The sequence below is a fragment of the Ignavibacteriales bacterium genome, assembly GCA_026390815.1.
Lineage (GTDB): Bacteria > Bacteroidota > Ignavibacteria > Ignavibacteriales > SURF-24 > JAPLFH01.
Window position 1 is genome coordinate 178580 of record JAPLFH010000024.1, and the last position, 15929, is coordinate 194508.

Sequence of the window (15929 nt, forward strand, 5' to 3'; positions counted from 1 at the left end):
TTCAAAAATAATTATCAGTGAACCTCTTTGAAATCAAAATTTTTTTCTTCCATCATCCCAGCCAGAACAAATCAAGGTGGGTATCAACGGTAATCAATACTTAAATAGAAGAAAAAGATTGTTTTAAATATTGCTCTTAATCGTAATCTTAATCTGCTTTAAGTTTTTAATAATGAGTAAGATTAAGAAATTAGATTATGATTAAGAGTTTTTCATTCAACTTCACAAAATAATTTCTTAAGCTCTTTCTTCCCAAACCTGGCAAATAGTAATGATGTTATGTACTGCCATTTGCATATCCTGTACTGCAATCCATTCAAGTTGAGAATGAAAGCTGTGTTCACCTGCAAAAATGTTGGGCGTTGGCAAACCCATATACGAAAGACGCGAGCCATCCGTTCCTCCGCGTATTGGTGAAAGTATTGGTTCAAAGTTCAATCTTTTACTTGCTTCAATTGCGCATTCTGCAACCTGCGGATGTTCATCCAAAATGTATTTCATATTCCGGTATTGTTCGTTTATTGTAAATTCTATTTTTGCACCGGGAAATTCTGCCAAAGCTTTATGAGCCAGATCCCGGAGAAACTCTTCGTACTCCCCAAGTTTTTCCGTAATAAAATCTCTTATTATAAACTTTACTATCGCTAATTCTTCATTTCCATTTATATTTGTTGCGTGAACATATCCTTCGCGTTTTTCCGTGGTTTCCGGAGATAGCCTGTCTTTGGGTAAACTTTCTACAAACTTTGCAGCTATCTTGATTGCGTTTACCATTTTTCCTTTAGCGTATCCCGGGTGAATATTTTTACCAATAAATTTAACTACTACTCCATCAGCGCTGAAAGTTTCCGATTCAATTTCTCCACGAGATGATCCATCAACGGTATACGCATACTTTGCTCCAAACTTTTCAACATTAAACTTTTCTGTTCCCCTGCCAACTTCTTCATCAGGAGTAAAGCAAATTTTAATTGTTCCGTGTTTAACTTCGGGATGCTTAATCATGTAATTTACCGCATCAACAATTTCTGCAACGCCGGCTTTATTATCAGCGCCAAGTAGTGTTGTTCCATCCGTTGTAATGATGTCGAATCCAATCATGTTTTTTAATTCGGGATTTTTTTCTACCTCAATTACTTGTGTCGGATCTTTGGGAAGAACAATATCTCCACCCTGGTAATTTTTAAGGATAATTGGATTTACATTTGCACCACTAACAGCAGGAGAAGTATCCACATGCGAGATGAAACCAATAACCGGAACATTTTTATTTGTATTTGATGGCACCGTTGCAATTACATAACCGTGTTCATCCAAGTGCGCATCTTCTAATCCAACTTCTTTTAATTCTTTAACTAAATCTTTAGAAAGTATAAGTTGCTTTTCTGAGCTGGGGAAAGTAGTTGATTCTTCATCTGATTGAGTATCATATTTTACATATTTCAGAAATCTATCAACACACGTAAACTTATAATTTGGATCTAACATATCAGCCTCTAAATTTTTATTGTAGATTGATTTTTCATAACAAATAATATTGAAAAGGTGCCTGATATGCAATAAAGATGAAAAATATGATAAACATTAAGCTTATTTTAAATACTTAACCACGGATAAGTTTTTTATGTTCTCGAGTTTAAATTATATGAGGATGGATGAAGTTACTAAGTATTTGAATAGATTTAGATCAATCAATTTTTCTTATCGAGTTCTTTCACCCATTCTTTAACAAGTTGCGGAATACGATCAACTACTTCTTTCCCGAATAATGCTTCAGTTAAAAAGCCCATATGAAGCATATCACAAATCCTGCAGAGATAAGATTTACCTTGCTTCCACCAGGTATCATATGCGTCAACCATTAAGTAATGATTAATATTTTTATTAAGGAAATCCCGAGTTTCGGTAAGCTCATATCCATCCAAAAGTGTCTCATATATCCCGTCAGCAATTCTACTACCAAAAGTTGTTGTATAGTAATATTCTTTTATCTCCCATAAAGCAATAGGATTAATAACATCTGGAAAACAACCATCAATTCTACGTGATAAAATTCTTATTGGGAAATTATTTTGGGTGAATGCTGTCAATTCCATTGGAGCATAGTTACAATGATAACCCTTGGAATTTGCTTCAATAAGCATATTTATTATCCCGGTAAAAAACGCAGGAGTTCTTTTCTTTCCTGATTGTTTATTCATAGGAATTGGACATTGGGGTTTCAATTCTTTTTTTAGTTTATTAAAAAGCATTTTTGCTTCATTTTTATCCATTAAGTTTGGTTCAACAATATCATTAAGAATTTTTGCACGATGTTGAAAATACTCAATCAGTAAGTCACCAAATGGTGTGAGAATTTCATTATTAAATATTTTACTACTATCAAGCCCAAGTGATTTATAAATGATCTGTATATTTTCAAATTTTGGTATTTTTACTTTTGTTGTTCCTTTTTCAGTATAACCAATTTTCTGACCAATGAGTTTTATATTAGCCCAGAATTCAAGTGGTTGATTTAGAAATTTAATTTCAGGTTTCATTAAGTTTCATTTCCAATACGGTTATAAATTCTAATAGATTTGTATTAAGATATTTGCATATTGCCCTTAATTCAATAATATCAAGGCGTCTTTCGCCACTTTCTATTTTACTGATAAAAGACTGTGGTACTTTTAATTTTATCGCTAGATCTTGTTGACGCAATCCAGAAGCAATTCGTTGTTGATAAAGCTGTTCAAGTAGAATTTTGTGTTCTTTGCTATTTAATGTTTTTTTCATGATCGAAAACTATATCCTATAATAGTATATCCCAAATTAGGATAATGGCATTTGTTTACTTATATTTATTTTAAAGAACATAGGAAGCATGCAGCTAACTCTTGAAAACAAATATATAAGTTATTATCCTCCAAAAGCTCAACTTTTAAAGTGGATCGGAAATAAACAAAAATTTGCAGTTGAAATAACGAAATATTTTCCGACTGATTATGGAAGATATTTTGAACCTTTTCTTGGAAGTGGGGCAATATTGGCTACTATAGTACCACATAGTGGTCTTGGATCAGATACCTTCAAGCCCTTGATGGAAATTTGGATGATGTTAAAAAAGGATCCGAAAACATTAATTGGATGGTATGCTGAAAGAAGAAAACGAATAGGGAAGGAAGCGAAAGAAGAAGTTTACGAGGCTATTAAAGCATCATACAATAAGCAACCAAATGGACCGGACTTTCTTTATCTAAGCCGTGCTTGCTATGGTGGAATCGTTCGATTTAGAAAAGCAGATGGTTATATGTCGACTCCATGTGGTATCCATAATCCTATTCCCAGCGAGAGTTTTGCAAAACGTGTGACTGAATGGAGTAATAGAGTTAAAAATGTAGACTTTGCTAACTGTGATTACAAGGAAGCATTTGCACAAGCAAGATTTGATGATTTAATTTATTGCGATCCGCCATATTCTCATAGCCAATCAATTCTTTACGGTGCGCAAGATTTTAAATTAGAAGAATTGTTGACTGAGATCGAAAAGGCAAAGATAAAGGGTGTTAAAGTTGCATTGAGCATTGATGGCAAGAAAAAGTCAGGAAGTTTACTTTGTAATTTGCCAATTCCCGATGATCTTTTTCAAAACGAAATCTTTATCGATTGTGGTAGGTCAATGTTAAGAAGATTTCAACTTATTGGTCAAACCTTGGAAAGGGAGGATGTATCTGACCGTCTTCTACTTACATACTAATTTCCCAACAATAATTGTAATTATTCTAAGTTCTACACCCTATTCTCACTTAAAAAATGAACCTTTCTATAAGGGTTTTTGAACAGACTGGCACGCCGCATCTGAAAGTCAATGTAAACTACGAACGTTAAAGATAGATTAATACATGCATTCCAGAAGAAAAATAATCAAGTAACCTAAAAAATATTGTTTAGTTTTGATTCGTTATTCTTTTGCACTTCAACTATATTTGCTTTATAAAAAGCCATCGACTAATAAATATGAACACAGTAGAACTAATCCGCAAAAAACGAAATGGAGCAGCATTAAACCAGGAAGAAATCAATTTTCTTATTTCATCTTATACTTCCAATAAAATTCCCGATTATCAGTTTTCTGCCCTGCTGATGGCAATTTATTTTAAAGGAATGAACAAGGAAGAAACCGCTTCTCTTACAAAAGCCATGCTTTACAGCGGAAAGGTGATTGACTTAAATGCAATTGCAGGATTTAAAGTAGACAAGCATTCTACCGGTGGTGTTGGCGATAAGACGTCACTAATTCTTGCACCAATTGTTGCCGCAGCAGGTTTAACGGTTCCGATGATTTCCGGAAGAGGATTGGGGCACACTGGTGGCACGCTGGATAAATTGGAAGCTATCCCGGGTTTTAGTACAAATCTAAGTTTGGCAAAATATAAAGCAGTTCTAAAAAATTGCGGTGCTGTTTTAATTGGGCAAACAAAAGATATTGCTCCCGCCGATAAACTTATTTACGCATTAAGAGATGTTACCGCAACTGTTGAATCGATACCGCTAATAACAGCAAGTATAATGAGCAAAAAATTAGCAGAAGGAATTGATGGATTAGTGCTTGATGTAAAAACCGGCAGCGGTGCTTTTATGAAAGAATTGCATGATTCACAAAAACTCGCTATCTCACTGATGGAAACTGCAAAGATGTTTGGGAAAAAAGTTATAAGTTTTGTAACGGATATGAATGAGCCGCTTGGAAATTATATAGGTAATTGGCTGGAAGTTTATGAATCAATTAAAGTATTGCAGGGAGAAAATGTTAGTGATCTTCTGGAAGTTACATTAAATCTTTCCGGTGCAATGATCTGTTTAAGCGGTAAAGCACAGTTTCTTGATGAAGGAATAGAAATTTCCAGGGAGATGATTAAAAGTGGTAAAGCGTTTGATAAATTTGTTAAGATTGTAGAACTACAAGGTGGCGATGTAAACCTGGTTAATAATCCAGAAGAATATCCTAAGTCAAAAATCATTGAAAAAGTTTTATCAAAAGAAGATGGCTATTTCTCCAAGATTGATAATTACCAGCTCGGAATGATTTCCCTTGAGCTTGGCGCTGGAAGGTTAACAAAAGAAGATAAGATCGATCCCAAAGCCGGTATAATCTTTAATTTAAAAATTGGTGATAAAGTAAAACCCGGCGATGTTATTGCTGAATTACATACCGATAAGGAAAGAGTTGTTAATGAACTAAAGAAAAGATTATATTCAATCATTTCTTTTTCAGATGAAAAACCGGAGAAACACAATCTTATTCATGATGTGATAGTTTGATTCCTTTCTATGGAATTATATTTTGCAAATTAGAAAAGGATTTTTACAAACTAAATCAATTAAAACTAAATTGCGTTTTTATTTTTCAATGTGAAATTAAAATTAACGGTAAATAGATTAGGAGAAATAAAGATGGTGTTTATAATTTCATTATTAGCTGCTGTTGTTGCCTTTTTGGTTTATCTAAACGCAAAAAAACGACTTAGTAACTCGGAAGCAACTTTTGCAAAAATCGGAAGCATCGTAGCAATATTTATTGCATTTATTCAGTTGTTCACTGTTATCCCGGCGGGTTCGGTTGGTGTAGTTGATTTTCTTGGAACTGTTAGCGATAATACGCTTAAAGCAGGTGTAAATATTGTAAATCCACTTGCCAATATTGTTAAGTTTACAATCAAAACTCAGGAACTGAAAGAAACAATGAACGTCCCATCCAAAGAAGGTATGAACGTTCAGCTTGAAATTAGTTTGCTTTATCACCTTAATCCGGATAATGCTTCGCGCATTTATAAAACTGTTGGAGAAAATTATAACGACATAATTTTAATTCCACAGTTTCGTTCTGTTGTAAGAGGCATTACCGCACGCTATGAGGCGAAAGCTTTATATACGGCTGAAAGAGATTTGATTGGCAAAGAAATGGAAAAAGAATTATCTAGGTTGGTGGAACCGAGAGGAATTACAATTGAGTCAGCACCTTTACGTCAGGTAATATTGCCTGCGGGACTAACAGCTTCGATTGAAGAAAAATTAAAAGCAGAACAGGAAAGCCAGCGAATGGAATTTATTTTAAAGAAAGAATCTCAGGAAGCTGATCGAAAGAGAATTGAAGCAAAAGGTATTGCAGATTTTCAGGATATTGTTTCTAAAGGAATTAGCGAACAGCTGCTTAAATGGAAAGGAATTGAAGCGACAGAAAAACTTGCAAATTCTCCCAATTCCAAAATCGTTGTTATAGGATCCGGAAAGAGTGGGCTGCCGTTGATTTTAGGAAACAATTAATTTTTAAAATTGGACAAGTGCCGTAGGCATCACTTCGTGAGAATCTTGAAGGCTGAATCATTCTTTTGAAGTTCAGCATTTCTTGTTTGAGATTCATTAATCAAGAATAAATATTTAATATAATTATGATATCACCAACGCAAATAAAACTTAATGGAATAGAGTCAATTACCATCACTTGGGGAAATGGAAAAGTTCATTCGTTTCCATTAAAATTTTTACGTGATGAATCACCAGATGCCGGCAATAAAGGCGAAACAATCTTATGGAAACAATATGAACCATTAAAAAAGGGACCCGATTTACCCGGTAAATATGAAGTTGCAAAACTTGACTTGGTTGGCGAGTACGCAGTTAACATCAAATGGAAAGACGGATACGATTACGGAATTTATTCCTGGGATCTGCTTTATCGCTGGGGAGAATATTTAAACGTGAAGAGTAACCTGCATGAGGATTTTGAACACGAAGATTGAATTCAGTAATAATTTGAATAACGAAGTAGAATAAAAAACACCGAACGATGAAGTCTTTACTTCACAATTCGGTGTTCCTTTTTTGCTTTTAGAAGTTCGGTTATGATGTTGCTAAAAGTTTCTTAATCTCTTTATTATAAATAGCTTTCTCAGTTAATCCGATATAAGATTTAACAACTTTTCCATCTTTATTAATTATAAATGATGTTGGAATGGATTCAATCCCGCCATAATTCTGGATAATATCCATATTATAATAAACAACCGGATAGTTTATTTTAAATTCCTTTATAAAAGGAAGAACATTAGCAATTGTGTTATCCTGATCTAAAGAAACACCGATAATTTCTAATCCTTTATTTTTATATTCATTCTTCAAAGCAACTAAGTCGGGAATGCCTCTTCTACATGGGGCGCACCAGGTTGCCCAAAAATCGAGTAGAATAACTTTGCCTTTGAAATCAGAAAGTTTAAGTTTCTTTCCATCGCATGTTTTAAGCTCAAAATCCGGAGCCATCTTTCCTTCAAAAGGATTTGCTACGGATTGAGTTGCCGGGTTATAGTTGGGCGGATATGGTCCTTGTTCCGGTTCGCTTTGAGAATTGTTTACTATAAAGAAAACCAATATTACTGCAATGAATCCTACTGTATAAATAAGGTTTTTATAACGTGGATCTATTAACGGTTTTTTTTCAACCTTTTGTGTCCCGATTTTTCTTTCTTTTGGTTTTGCGTTCTTTGGGTTCATTAATTTTTCCTTTCTCTTTTCAATTATTTGCTTGTTAAAATAAAGAATTTTTATAACGAATTAAACTCAGTAAAGCAGGTAGAATTGAATACAATAAATGTCGTTGTTCAATTAATAGTTTATTCTTTCTTTAACTGGTTTAATTCCTTCACAAACTTGTTAATCTTTTCATCATCAAAGCCCTTTTCTTTTGCGGAATCTTCCAGTGTTCCCCAAGCTGGTTCACCGCATCGCAGGCAGCGTATCCCATGTTCCATCAAATAAGTTACTGCTTCTGGTAAAATCTCTATAAGATCTTCTATAAGAATATTTTTATTTATTTGAATTGTTTCCATCGGTGTCATTTTTTTTCTTTCCTGGTAGAGCGAATATCAAACCAACCGCAGCGCCATAAAATGTTGAATAGTAGGGATTGCTTTTTATTGGACAGGAGCCGGATTTGCATCCGATAAAATAGTAATAAGCAAATCCAAGTGATGCTCCACCTAAAATGGGTAAAAATCTTTTTGCAAAATATTTTATTTTATCATTTAGAAACAATTTTTATCCTCTTTGTAGAATAAGATGGTGCTATTTATTAAAAGATTCATCATCTATGCTTATCTTTCTTTAACTTTTATACACCAGCCAACAAATTCTATGGGATGAAATAAATATCAATATAAAAGCACAGTTGAATAATTTATTCGAAGAATCCCGGTTAGTCTATTGTAGTTCTATTTTTTCTTTCCCCATTCCAATACTTCTATTTTCACTTCAGCCAATCCAGATTTGAGCATATCCAATTCTTTTGCTGCTCCGTAAGAAAGATCAATCATTCGGTTATTTCTTGCTGGCATTCTATCATTTATTATTAAAACAATCGATTTATAATTCTTCAAATTAGTTATCCGCACTTTGGTTCCAAGCGGATAGGTTTTATGAGATGCTGATAAATCAAACATATTGTACATTTCACCACTGGCTGTTTTCTTACCATTAAATTTTTTACCATAATAAGAAGCTGTACCTGTGGTTGTTTTGGATGGCGTAATAAAATCTGATCGTTTATGCAATTGATGTTTAGATTGCCATTCCGATTTTTCATTAGAAAATCGTGTAGAAGAACTACAGGAAATAAACAGGAAACCAAATAATAAGATAATATTGTAAAAATGTGATTTCATTTTAAAAGAATTTTTGTCAATATAAAGCAAAATTTTGTAAGAAGAAATCAAGTGGAATTTTCCATCGCTCCTGGTTTAATAATTTTTAACGGCTCGATTTTGATTGCGGCAATAATTAACTTTACCAGCAAATTTGTGAAAAGTTAAAAAGAGAATTAAATGAATGATGAATTGTTTATAAACTACCTTGGTCCGAAAGCCGAGAACTTAAATCTGTTAAAGAAGTTGGTAAACCGGGTTTTAGACCACCAAGCCGAGTGGAGGAAATCCTTTTTCCCTACCGATCCAGAAATTTATCCAAAAGAAATTTTAGAAAATTCAAAATTAGAAGAAGAACTGGAAAAATTTTTGTTAAGGAGCGATGGAAATTTACCATACTTTCACCCACGGTATATTGCACAGATGGTTAAGGATCCTTCTTTGCCAACAATACTTGGATATTTATCTTTTATGTTGTCTAATCCTAATAATCATGCTTATGAAGGTGGACCAGTTACAACAGAAATGGAAATGGAAGTTGTTGAGTTACTTTTAAAATTTATTGGATTTGAAAATGGATGGGGACATTTAACAAGTGGCGGTTCATTAGCAAATTTAGAAGCTCTTTGGGTGGCAAGAGATTTTTACCCCGAAGGCGCAGTTTATTTTTCGGAAGTATCCCACTATTCCTGGAAGAGGATTTGCAAGATTCTTAGGATAAACAATTTTGAGGAAGTTCCTGTTGATAAAAATTTCAGAATGGATTTAAATGTTCTTGAAGAAAAGCTTAAAAATAATCCGGCAATGTTTGTAATGGCAAATCTTGGTTCAACAGGAACTGGCAGCGTTGATGATATTGAATCAATACTTGAGTTAAAAAATAAATATAATTTTCATCTTCACATTGATGCGGCATACGGAGGATTTGTTAGATCGGTAATTCTTGATGAAGACTTCAAACAAGTATCTTTTTCTGATACAATGAATTTAAGTGAATTTGTTTACCGGCAGTTATTAAATATGAGTAAAGCAGATTCAATTACAATAGATCCACACAAGCACGGATTAATATCATATGGTGCAGGTGCAGTAATGTACAGGGATGAAAAGTTAAGAGCGGTTGTTCTAAATACAGCACCTTACACTTACCATAAGTTAGATAAACCCAACATTGGGATGTTCAGCCTCGAAGGATCACGCCCCGGGGCAATGGCGGCTGCCTGCTATTTAACTTACAAGGTTTTACCACCGAATAGAACCGGGATAGGAAAACTAATAAATTATTCCTTATCCGCCTCAAAAAAGTTCTATAGATTGTTGTCAGAAAGTAAATCGTTAAGAAATCTTAATTATCCGGACTTAGACATTAATTGTTTTTATAAGGAATCTGTTAACAGAAATATTTCTGAAGCGAACAAACTTACTCTTAAACTATATGATAAACTTTCTGTAGAATCAGCCAGTCCGCCATTTATTATTTCAAAATTTGTAACATCTGCACCGCTAGCCAAAATAGTTTTACCAACGCATTCCAACGAGAAGCAGGAAGACTTTACATCGCTAAGAACAGTTTTTATAAAGCACTGGAACAGCTTAAATAATTTCTATTACGTAGAAGAGCTGATTAAAGAACTGGAAAAAAACTAACAAACCTTCTTTCTTCTTAAAACTTTTTAGAAACAACGGTGAAAAGAATAAAGTTTTTACTTGACTCTGAAATATAATTTTTGTATTTCCGTAACAGGAATTCCAGAATTATTCATATTGGGAAAAATTATTACGATGGCAGATGAACGACTTATAGAAATTTTTTGTGATTTAATAAAGATTGAAGCCTTATCAGGCTCGGAAAAACCGGTAACTGATTTCATAGTTTCATTTTTACGGAGACTCAAACTAAATCCAATTATTGATAATTCAGCAGTATTATCTGGTGGTAACTCTGGAAACCTTTTGTGCAAACTAGGTAACGGTGGTAACTTTGCTTTAATTTCGCATATGGATACCGCTCGTTCAACCTTAAATGTAAAACCGCAAATTGGAAATGGAAAAATCACATCGGATGGTACCACCGTTCTTGGGGTTGATAATAGAGCTGGCATTGCTGCTATCCTTTATGCAATTGAAAGAGGAATAAAAAATAAAATTCCCTTAAAAGATTTTACAATTGCTTTCACCACACAAGAAGAAACAACTCTGGCAGGCTCAAGAAATATTTTATTCGAAGACACTATACAAATGGGATTTGTTTTCGATTCTCACATGCGTCCGGGAAATTTTATTTGCGAGTCTTGCGGTGCTGCCGGGTTTAAATTAAAAATCATTGGTAAAGCTGCGCACTCCGGTATTGCACCGGAGAAAGGGATTGACTCAATAAAGATTACAAGCAATGCAATTTCTGAACTTGAGTTTGGCAGGATAGATAAAGATACTACTGCAAACATAGGAATTATTAAAGGAGGTACTGCTGTTAACGTAGTGCCCGAATTAACAGAAATTGAAGGTGAAGTTCGCTCGATGATTCCGGATAAAATAATTAATAAGCTTGAAGAAATAAAAAGAAAATTCGAAAACAAAGCAGATGAAGTTGGTGGTAAAATCGATTTTAAATATTGGTGGGATTTCAAGCCTTACCGGATTAATCCTGAAAGCGATATTTTCCGGAAGATTTCGGAAACTATTTCTAAAGTTGGATTGGAACCAAAGCCACAAATTTCCTGGGGTGGCAGCGATGCAAATTCCTTAAATGAGAAAAGTATTGCGTGTGTTAATCTTGGTATTGGTGCAGAAAATCCACACTCAAATGACGAATTTATTTTATTAGAAGACTTACAAAAATCATCTGAAATAGCTTTAGAGTTAATGAAAAAATGAAAAACCTAAAAACACTTTTCACTGTAATATTTCTTTTTATTATTGCTCTAAGTTCTTTTGCCCAGGAGAAAGGACATCTGGTAATTATTGGCGGCGGCAACAGGGATGAATATTTAATGCGAAAGTTCATTGAACTTGCTGGAGGAAATGATGCCGGAGTTGTAATTTTCCCGATGGCAAGCTCGGAACCGGTTGAGACTGCGTTATATCAATTAAAAGAGTTAAAGAGTTATGGCTGTTCAAATATCAGTTTTATTAATTGCAATAAGCAAAATGCAGATGCTGATAGCAACCTAAAAAAATTGGATAATGTAAAAGGAGTATTTTTTTCCGGTGGTGATCAGGCAAATCTGACCGCGGCGCTACTTGGTACAAAAATACTCGATAAGATAAAAAAGATTTATAATGAAGGTGGAGTAATAGGCGGAACAAGCGCCGGTGCGGCAATTATGAGCAAAGTAATGATTACCGGTGATGAGTTGATCAACAAAGATACTTCAAACATTTTTAAAATGATTAAGAAGGGTAATGTTAAAGTAACCGAAGGTTTTGGCTTTTTTAAAAATGTTATTGTAGACCAACATTTTATAACGCGAAAGAGACTCAACCGGTTAATTACAGTTGTATTAGAAAATCCCAATTTGCTTGGAATAGGAATAGATGAATCTACAGCTGTTATTGTTAATCCGGACAATACTTTTGATGTGCTTGGTGAAAATACTGTAATGGTTTATGATGCAACTGAAGCAAATAAAATTACTACCGATAAAAACGGAAATCTTTCAGCTTCAGAAATAAAAATGCATCTTCTAAAATCTGGTGATCGATTTAATTTAAAAACTAAAAGTGTTATTTCGGAAAATTAATGAAAAAGAATTTCAGCTTTAACACACTTGTAATGATTTATGCTATTGTTGTGTTAGTTGCTATTATGACGTGGGTAATTCCCGGTGGTGAATATAAAAGAGAAATTAAAGATAACCGGAATATTGTTGTTCCTAATTCCTTTACCTATATCCAGAGTGAACCGCAGGGATTGGGCGCTGTATTACAGGCACCAATAAAAGGATTTGTCAGCGCTTCGGAAATTATAGTATTTCTTTTTGTAATCGGCGGTTCGTTCATGATAATTCAAAGAACAGGAGCCGTTACTTCAGCATTACAACGGGTGGCTGAAACTTTGGCTGATAAACCACATCTTCAAAAATATTTTATTCCAGCAACGATGGTTTTATTTTCTATCGGTGGTTCAACATTCGGAATGTGCGAAGAAACGATGCCTTTTGTTTTAATTTTCATTCCACTTGCACTCTCGCTTGGTTACGATTCGATTGTTGGTACCGCAATTCCATTTCTTGGTGCTGCCGCGGGATTTGCCGGTGCAACATTAAATCCATTTACTTTAGGAATTGCTTTAAAAATTTCTGAACTTCCTTACGATACAGCACTTTGGTACCGGATTATTATCTGGATAATAAGTACAACATCTATGATAACATTTGTTATGATCTATGCTTCTAAGATTAAAAAGAAACCTGAGAAAAGTTTAGTTTACGAAATTGATAAACAAAGAAAACACTCTTTTCATCTGGATAACAATTCAAAAACAGAATTTACAAAATCGCAAAAGTATGTACTACTTGCATTTGCTGCTGCCCTGGTTGTTATGGTGATAGGAATATTGGAATACAATTGGTTCATTGTAGAAATTGCCGCATTATTTTTTGCGCTTGGAATTATTGCAGGATTAATTGGCAAACTGAAATTGAACGAGATTACAGAAAGCTTCAAAGAGGGAGCTAAAGATATGGTCGGTGTGGCATTGATTATTGCCTGCGCACGTGCAATGCTTGTGGTAGCAACAGATGCAAAGATAATAGATACGATGTTGTTCGGAATGGCAAATGTCATTTCAAATTTTCACCCGGTTGTTGCGGCGCAATCTATGTTTGTTACGCAGGGAATTATAAATTTCTTTGTTCATTCCGGTTCCGGTCAGGCGGCTTTAACCATGCCGGTAATGTCTCCGCTTGCAGATGTACTTGGAATTCCACGATTTGTTGCTGTGCTTGCCTTTCAATTTGGTGAAGGATGGATAAATCCAATTTTACCTACATCCGGTGTTACAATGGGTGTTTTAGGATTAGCTGGTATTTCTTGGGATAAATGGTTTAAATGGATGTTACCGATTCAAATATTTTTTTTAATTCTTGCCTTGTTATTAATTATTCCACCGTTTTTCTTTAGATATTAGATTTTGTTCAATAAAATAAATTGGAGGTAAAATGAAAAAGTTGGTACAGAAAGCATTATTAACCATGCTCGTTCTTCTTTTCGTTTCTTCGTATTCTTTCCCCCAGGTAGAATTTGAAACCGGAAAAATTGCTGTTCAGGTAAATGAATATGGGCGACTTAGAGTGCATTTCCCTGCTATTGATAATCTTCGTCAGATTGATCGCTCATCTTGGTTGATAGGTGTTGCGGCGGATAAAGTCTTTGATTACAAGAACGACGCTGAAGCACACGATTCCTCTAAAGTTATAACTTTACCAAAGCTAAGCGACTATGAAATATATGGATCGTACGATAATACATATTCTGGTGCACCACCGGACTTTCTTGAAAAAATGTATGTTTATGGCTGGAATAATGAAGCGTTTCTTTTAGTAAAGATGACAGCTATTAACCAGGAAGCAACAACTCAAAGATCTATTATTGGATTAGAGTTCATCGCCCAAATTGATGGCGTTTATGGAAACGAAACACTTAATTTTTTAAATTCAAAAAACATTGCCGAAGTTTTTAATACTAAATATGTTGGCTTCAAATTCCTTAAACCAGAAGTAGTTTCATTTAGAGCGGTTGATTGGTACGATGGATATGAGCTGGGAGATACTGCAATATTTTCCTGGTTAACATATACCAAAAAAGACACTTCTTTTTCTACTGGCGGAGATGGTGGAATTGGAATTATGGCAACAGCACCAGTTGATATTTTAAGCGGTGACTCTGCTACAGTTTATTTAGCCATTACAGCCGGAGAAACCAGAGCCGAGATGGAAACCGCAATGACGGCAGCAGAAAATAAATTTGCAACACTTACAAGCGTTTCTAAAGATGATTCTAAAATGCCAACAGGTTTTTCTTTAAAACAGAATTATCCTAATCCATTTAATCCGAGCACAAAAATTTCTTTCAGTTTGCCTGTAAGTCAAAATGTAGTTCTTAAAATATTCAATTCGCTTGGGCAGGAAATTTCAACTTTGATTAATTCCGAATTTGATGCCGGGAATTATACTTATAATTTTACTGCTGATAACCTTACAAGTGGAATTTATTTTTACACCTTGAATGCCGGCAGCTTTTCATCAAGTAAAAAGATGCTGCTGGTTAAATGAAAATACTTAATTATGATTAAAAATGTTTTCGGTAGAATCAACCTCGTTTATGTGGTTTGATTTATAATTCAAAACGCAGAGATGAAAGCACCCCATCTCTGCAATATTAAAGTTGGTTATGGTACGATATAAACATATAAAAGAAAGAATACAGCTTCATTACGAAAGTCTCTCGGCTAATCATAAGCACATTGCCAACTTCTTTATTGAAAATTTCGATAAGATTCCTTTCTTAACAATTCATGATGTAGCGAAGGCTACCAATACCAGTGTAGCATCAATTATTAGATTTACGCAACGGGTTGGTTTTTCAGGTTACACAGAGCTTCAACGCGAAATTGCAACAACGCTGCAAAACCATCTTCAGAAAAAAGAAATTTTTCCGTTACTGGATAAAGGTAAATTCAATGAAGATGTTTTAACCGAAGTCGCAAATCAGGATATTTCTAATATAAACGAAACACTTGCGTTAAATGAAAGAGAAAATTTTCATAAAGCGGTTGAACTGATACTTTCCTCTAACAGAGTTTACACATTTGGATTGGGGATATCATATTTACTTTCAGAAATTCTTGCATACCAACTTAACCAGGTTGCTGTTGATGCTCGTGCTTTTGTTTTTGATTCGGCAAATTTTCTGGAACAGATTTTATTTCTTGATAAGAAAGATCTGATCATTGCACTATCATTCCCCCCTTACTCTAAAGAAACAATTGAAGCTGCAAAGTTTGCTGCTGAAAGAAAGATTAAAGTTATGGCAATTACAAACCGGCATTCTTCACCTATCACTTTTTATTCAAATGTTAACCTGGTAGTTAAAAGCGAGAATATGTTATTCACAAATTCATTTGCTGCTATTTCCGTTATGATAAATGCTATTGCAACAGAATGCGCCGTTAAGAACAAACTCAAAGCTAAAAAGATGTTGAAGGAGATGAATAAGATTCAGGAAATTCAGAGCAATACAATTGATTAATGTTTT

The 15929-nt window shown here is 34.3% G+C and carries 17 protein-coding genes; 10 read left to right on the forward strand and 7 right to left on the reverse strand.

The window, feature by feature from the left end:
- Positions 1 to 237: 237 nt before the first annotated feature.
- The 3 genes from pepT to NTX22_08455 all read right to left on the reverse strand — a co-directional run bounded on the left by pepT (position 238) and on the right by NTX22_08455 (position 2778).
- Positions 238 to 1488, reverse strand: a complete 1251-nt coding sequence (gene pepT / locus NTX22_08445) for a peptidase T (GenBank protein ID MCX6150535.1) — start codon at positions 1486 to 1488, stop codon at positions 238 to 240.
- A 203-nt stretch (positions 1489 to 1691) separates the two neighbouring features.
- A complete protein-coding gene (locus NTX22_08450; protein MCX6150536.1) occupies positions 1692 to 2540 on the reverse strand; it encodes a hypothetical protein in 849 nt (282 codons plus the stop codon).
- Positions 2530 to 2778: a helix-turn-helix transcriptional regulator gene (locus NTX22_08455; protein ID MCX6150537.1), complete on the reverse strand. Its 249-nt coding sequence runs from the start codon at positions 2776 to 2778 to the stop codon at positions 2530 to 2532. The genes NTX22_08450 and NTX22_08455 overlap by 11 nt, the downstream gene beginning before the upstream one ends.
- Positions 2779 to 2866: 88 nt before the next feature.
- Here NTX22_08455 and NTX22_08460 point away from each other — a divergent pair, with 88 nt between their 5' ends.
- The 4 genes from NTX22_08460 to NTX22_08475 all read left to right on the forward strand — a co-directional run bounded on the left by NTX22_08460 (position 2867) and on the right by NTX22_08475 (position 6782).
- Entirely contained in the window at positions 2867 to 3739 is an 873-nt protein-coding gene (locus tag NTX22_08460; protein ID MCX6150538.1) for a Dam family site-specific DNA-(adenine-N6)-methyltransferase, read from the forward strand.
- 260 nt (positions 3740 to 3999) lie between these two features.
- Complete coding sequence (locus tag NTX22_08465) at positions 4000 to 5304, forward strand: thymidine phosphorylase (protein MCX6150539.1); 1305 nt, start codon at positions 4000 to 4002, stop codon at positions 5302 to 5304.
- 132 nt (positions 5305 to 5436) lie between these two features.
- The gene (locus NTX22_08470) at positions 5437 to 6306 is read left to right on the forward strand and encodes a prohibitin family protein (protein MCX6150540.1); all 870 of its coding nucleotides are present in this window, start codon (positions 5437 to 5439) and stop codon (positions 6304 to 6306) included.
- Positions 6307 to 6431: 125 nt separating this feature from the next.
- Entirely contained in the window at positions 6432 to 6782 is a 351-nt protein-coding gene (locus tag NTX22_08475; protein MCX6150541.1) for a DUF971 domain-containing protein, read from the forward strand.
- A gap of 100 nt (positions 6783 to 6882) precedes the next feature.
- On the opposite strand, the gene NTX22_08480 is transcribed toward NTX22_08475, so the two are convergent.
- The 4 genes from NTX22_08480 to NTX22_08495 all read right to left on the reverse strand — a co-directional run bounded on the left by NTX22_08480 (position 6883) and on the right by NTX22_08495 (position 8696).
- A complete protein-coding gene (locus tag NTX22_08480) occupies positions 6883 to 7530 on the reverse strand; it encodes a redoxin domain-containing protein (GenBank protein MCX6150542.1) in 648 nt (215 codons plus the stop codon).
- Positions 7531 to 7649: 119 nt separating this feature from the next.
- Positions 7650 to 7865 carry a DUF1858 domain-containing protein gene (locus NTX22_08485; protein ID MCX6150543.1) on the reverse strand — a complete coding sequence of 72 codons (216 nt, stop codon included), beginning with the start codon at positions 7863 to 7865 and terminating at the stop codon, positions 7650 to 7652.
- Entirely contained in the window at positions 7843 to 8070 is a 228-nt protein-coding gene (locus NTX22_08490) for a DUF6132 family protein (GenBank protein ID MCX6150544.1), read from the reverse strand. The genes NTX22_08485 and NTX22_08490 overlap by 23 nt, the downstream gene beginning before the upstream one ends.
- A gap of 176 nt (positions 8071 to 8246) precedes the next feature.
- Positions 8247 to 8696, reverse strand: a complete 450-nt coding sequence (locus NTX22_08495) for a septal ring lytic transglycosylase RlpA family protein (protein MCX6150545.1) — start codon at positions 8694 to 8696, stop codon at positions 8247 to 8249.
- 159 nt (positions 8697 to 8855) lie between these two features.
- On the opposite strand from NTX22_08495, the gene NTX22_08500 reads away from it, so the two are divergent.
- From NTX22_08500 to NTX22_08525, 6 genes are all read left to right on the forward strand, one after another.
- A complete protein-coding gene (locus NTX22_08500) occupies positions 8856 to 10322 on the forward strand; it encodes an aminotransferase class I/II-fold pyridoxal phosphate-dependent enzyme (protein ID MCX6150546.1) in 1467 nt (488 codons plus the stop codon).
- Between the two features lie 117 nt (positions 10323 to 10439).
- Positions 10440 to 11549 carry a M20/M25/M40 family metallo-hydrolase gene (locus NTX22_08505; GenBank protein ID MCX6150547.1) on the forward strand — a complete coding sequence of 370 codons (1110 nt, stop codon included), beginning with the start codon at positions 10440 to 10442 and terminating at the stop codon, positions 11547 to 11549.
- Positions 11546 to 12415: a cyanophycinase gene (locus NTX22_08510; GenBank protein MCX6150548.1), complete on the forward strand. Its 870-nt coding sequence runs from the start codon at positions 11546 to 11548 to the stop codon at positions 12413 to 12415. Before NTX22_08505 ends, NTX22_08510 begins: the two co-directional genes overlap by 4 nt.
- A complete protein-coding gene (locus NTX22_08515; GenBank protein MCX6150549.1) occupies positions 12415 to 13803 on the forward strand; it encodes a TIGR00366 family protein in 1389 nt (462 codons plus the stop codon). The genes NTX22_08510 and NTX22_08515 overlap by 1 nt, the downstream gene beginning before the upstream one ends.
- 31 nt (positions 13804 to 13834) lie before the next feature.
- Positions 13835 to 14947 (forward strand): T9SS type A sorting domain-containing protein, encoded by a 1113-nt coding sequence (locus NTX22_08520; GenBank protein MCX6150550.1) that lies wholly within the window; start codon positions 13835 to 13837, stop codon positions 14945 to 14947.
- Positions 14948 to 15065: 118 nt separating this feature from the next.
- The gene (locus NTX22_08525) at positions 15066 to 15923 is read left to right on the forward strand and encodes a MurR/RpiR family transcriptional regulator (GenBank protein MCX6150551.1); all 858 of its coding nucleotides are present in this window, start codon (positions 15066 to 15068) and stop codon (positions 15921 to 15923) included.
- The last annotated feature ends 6 nt before the right edge of the window (positions 15924 to 15929 follow it).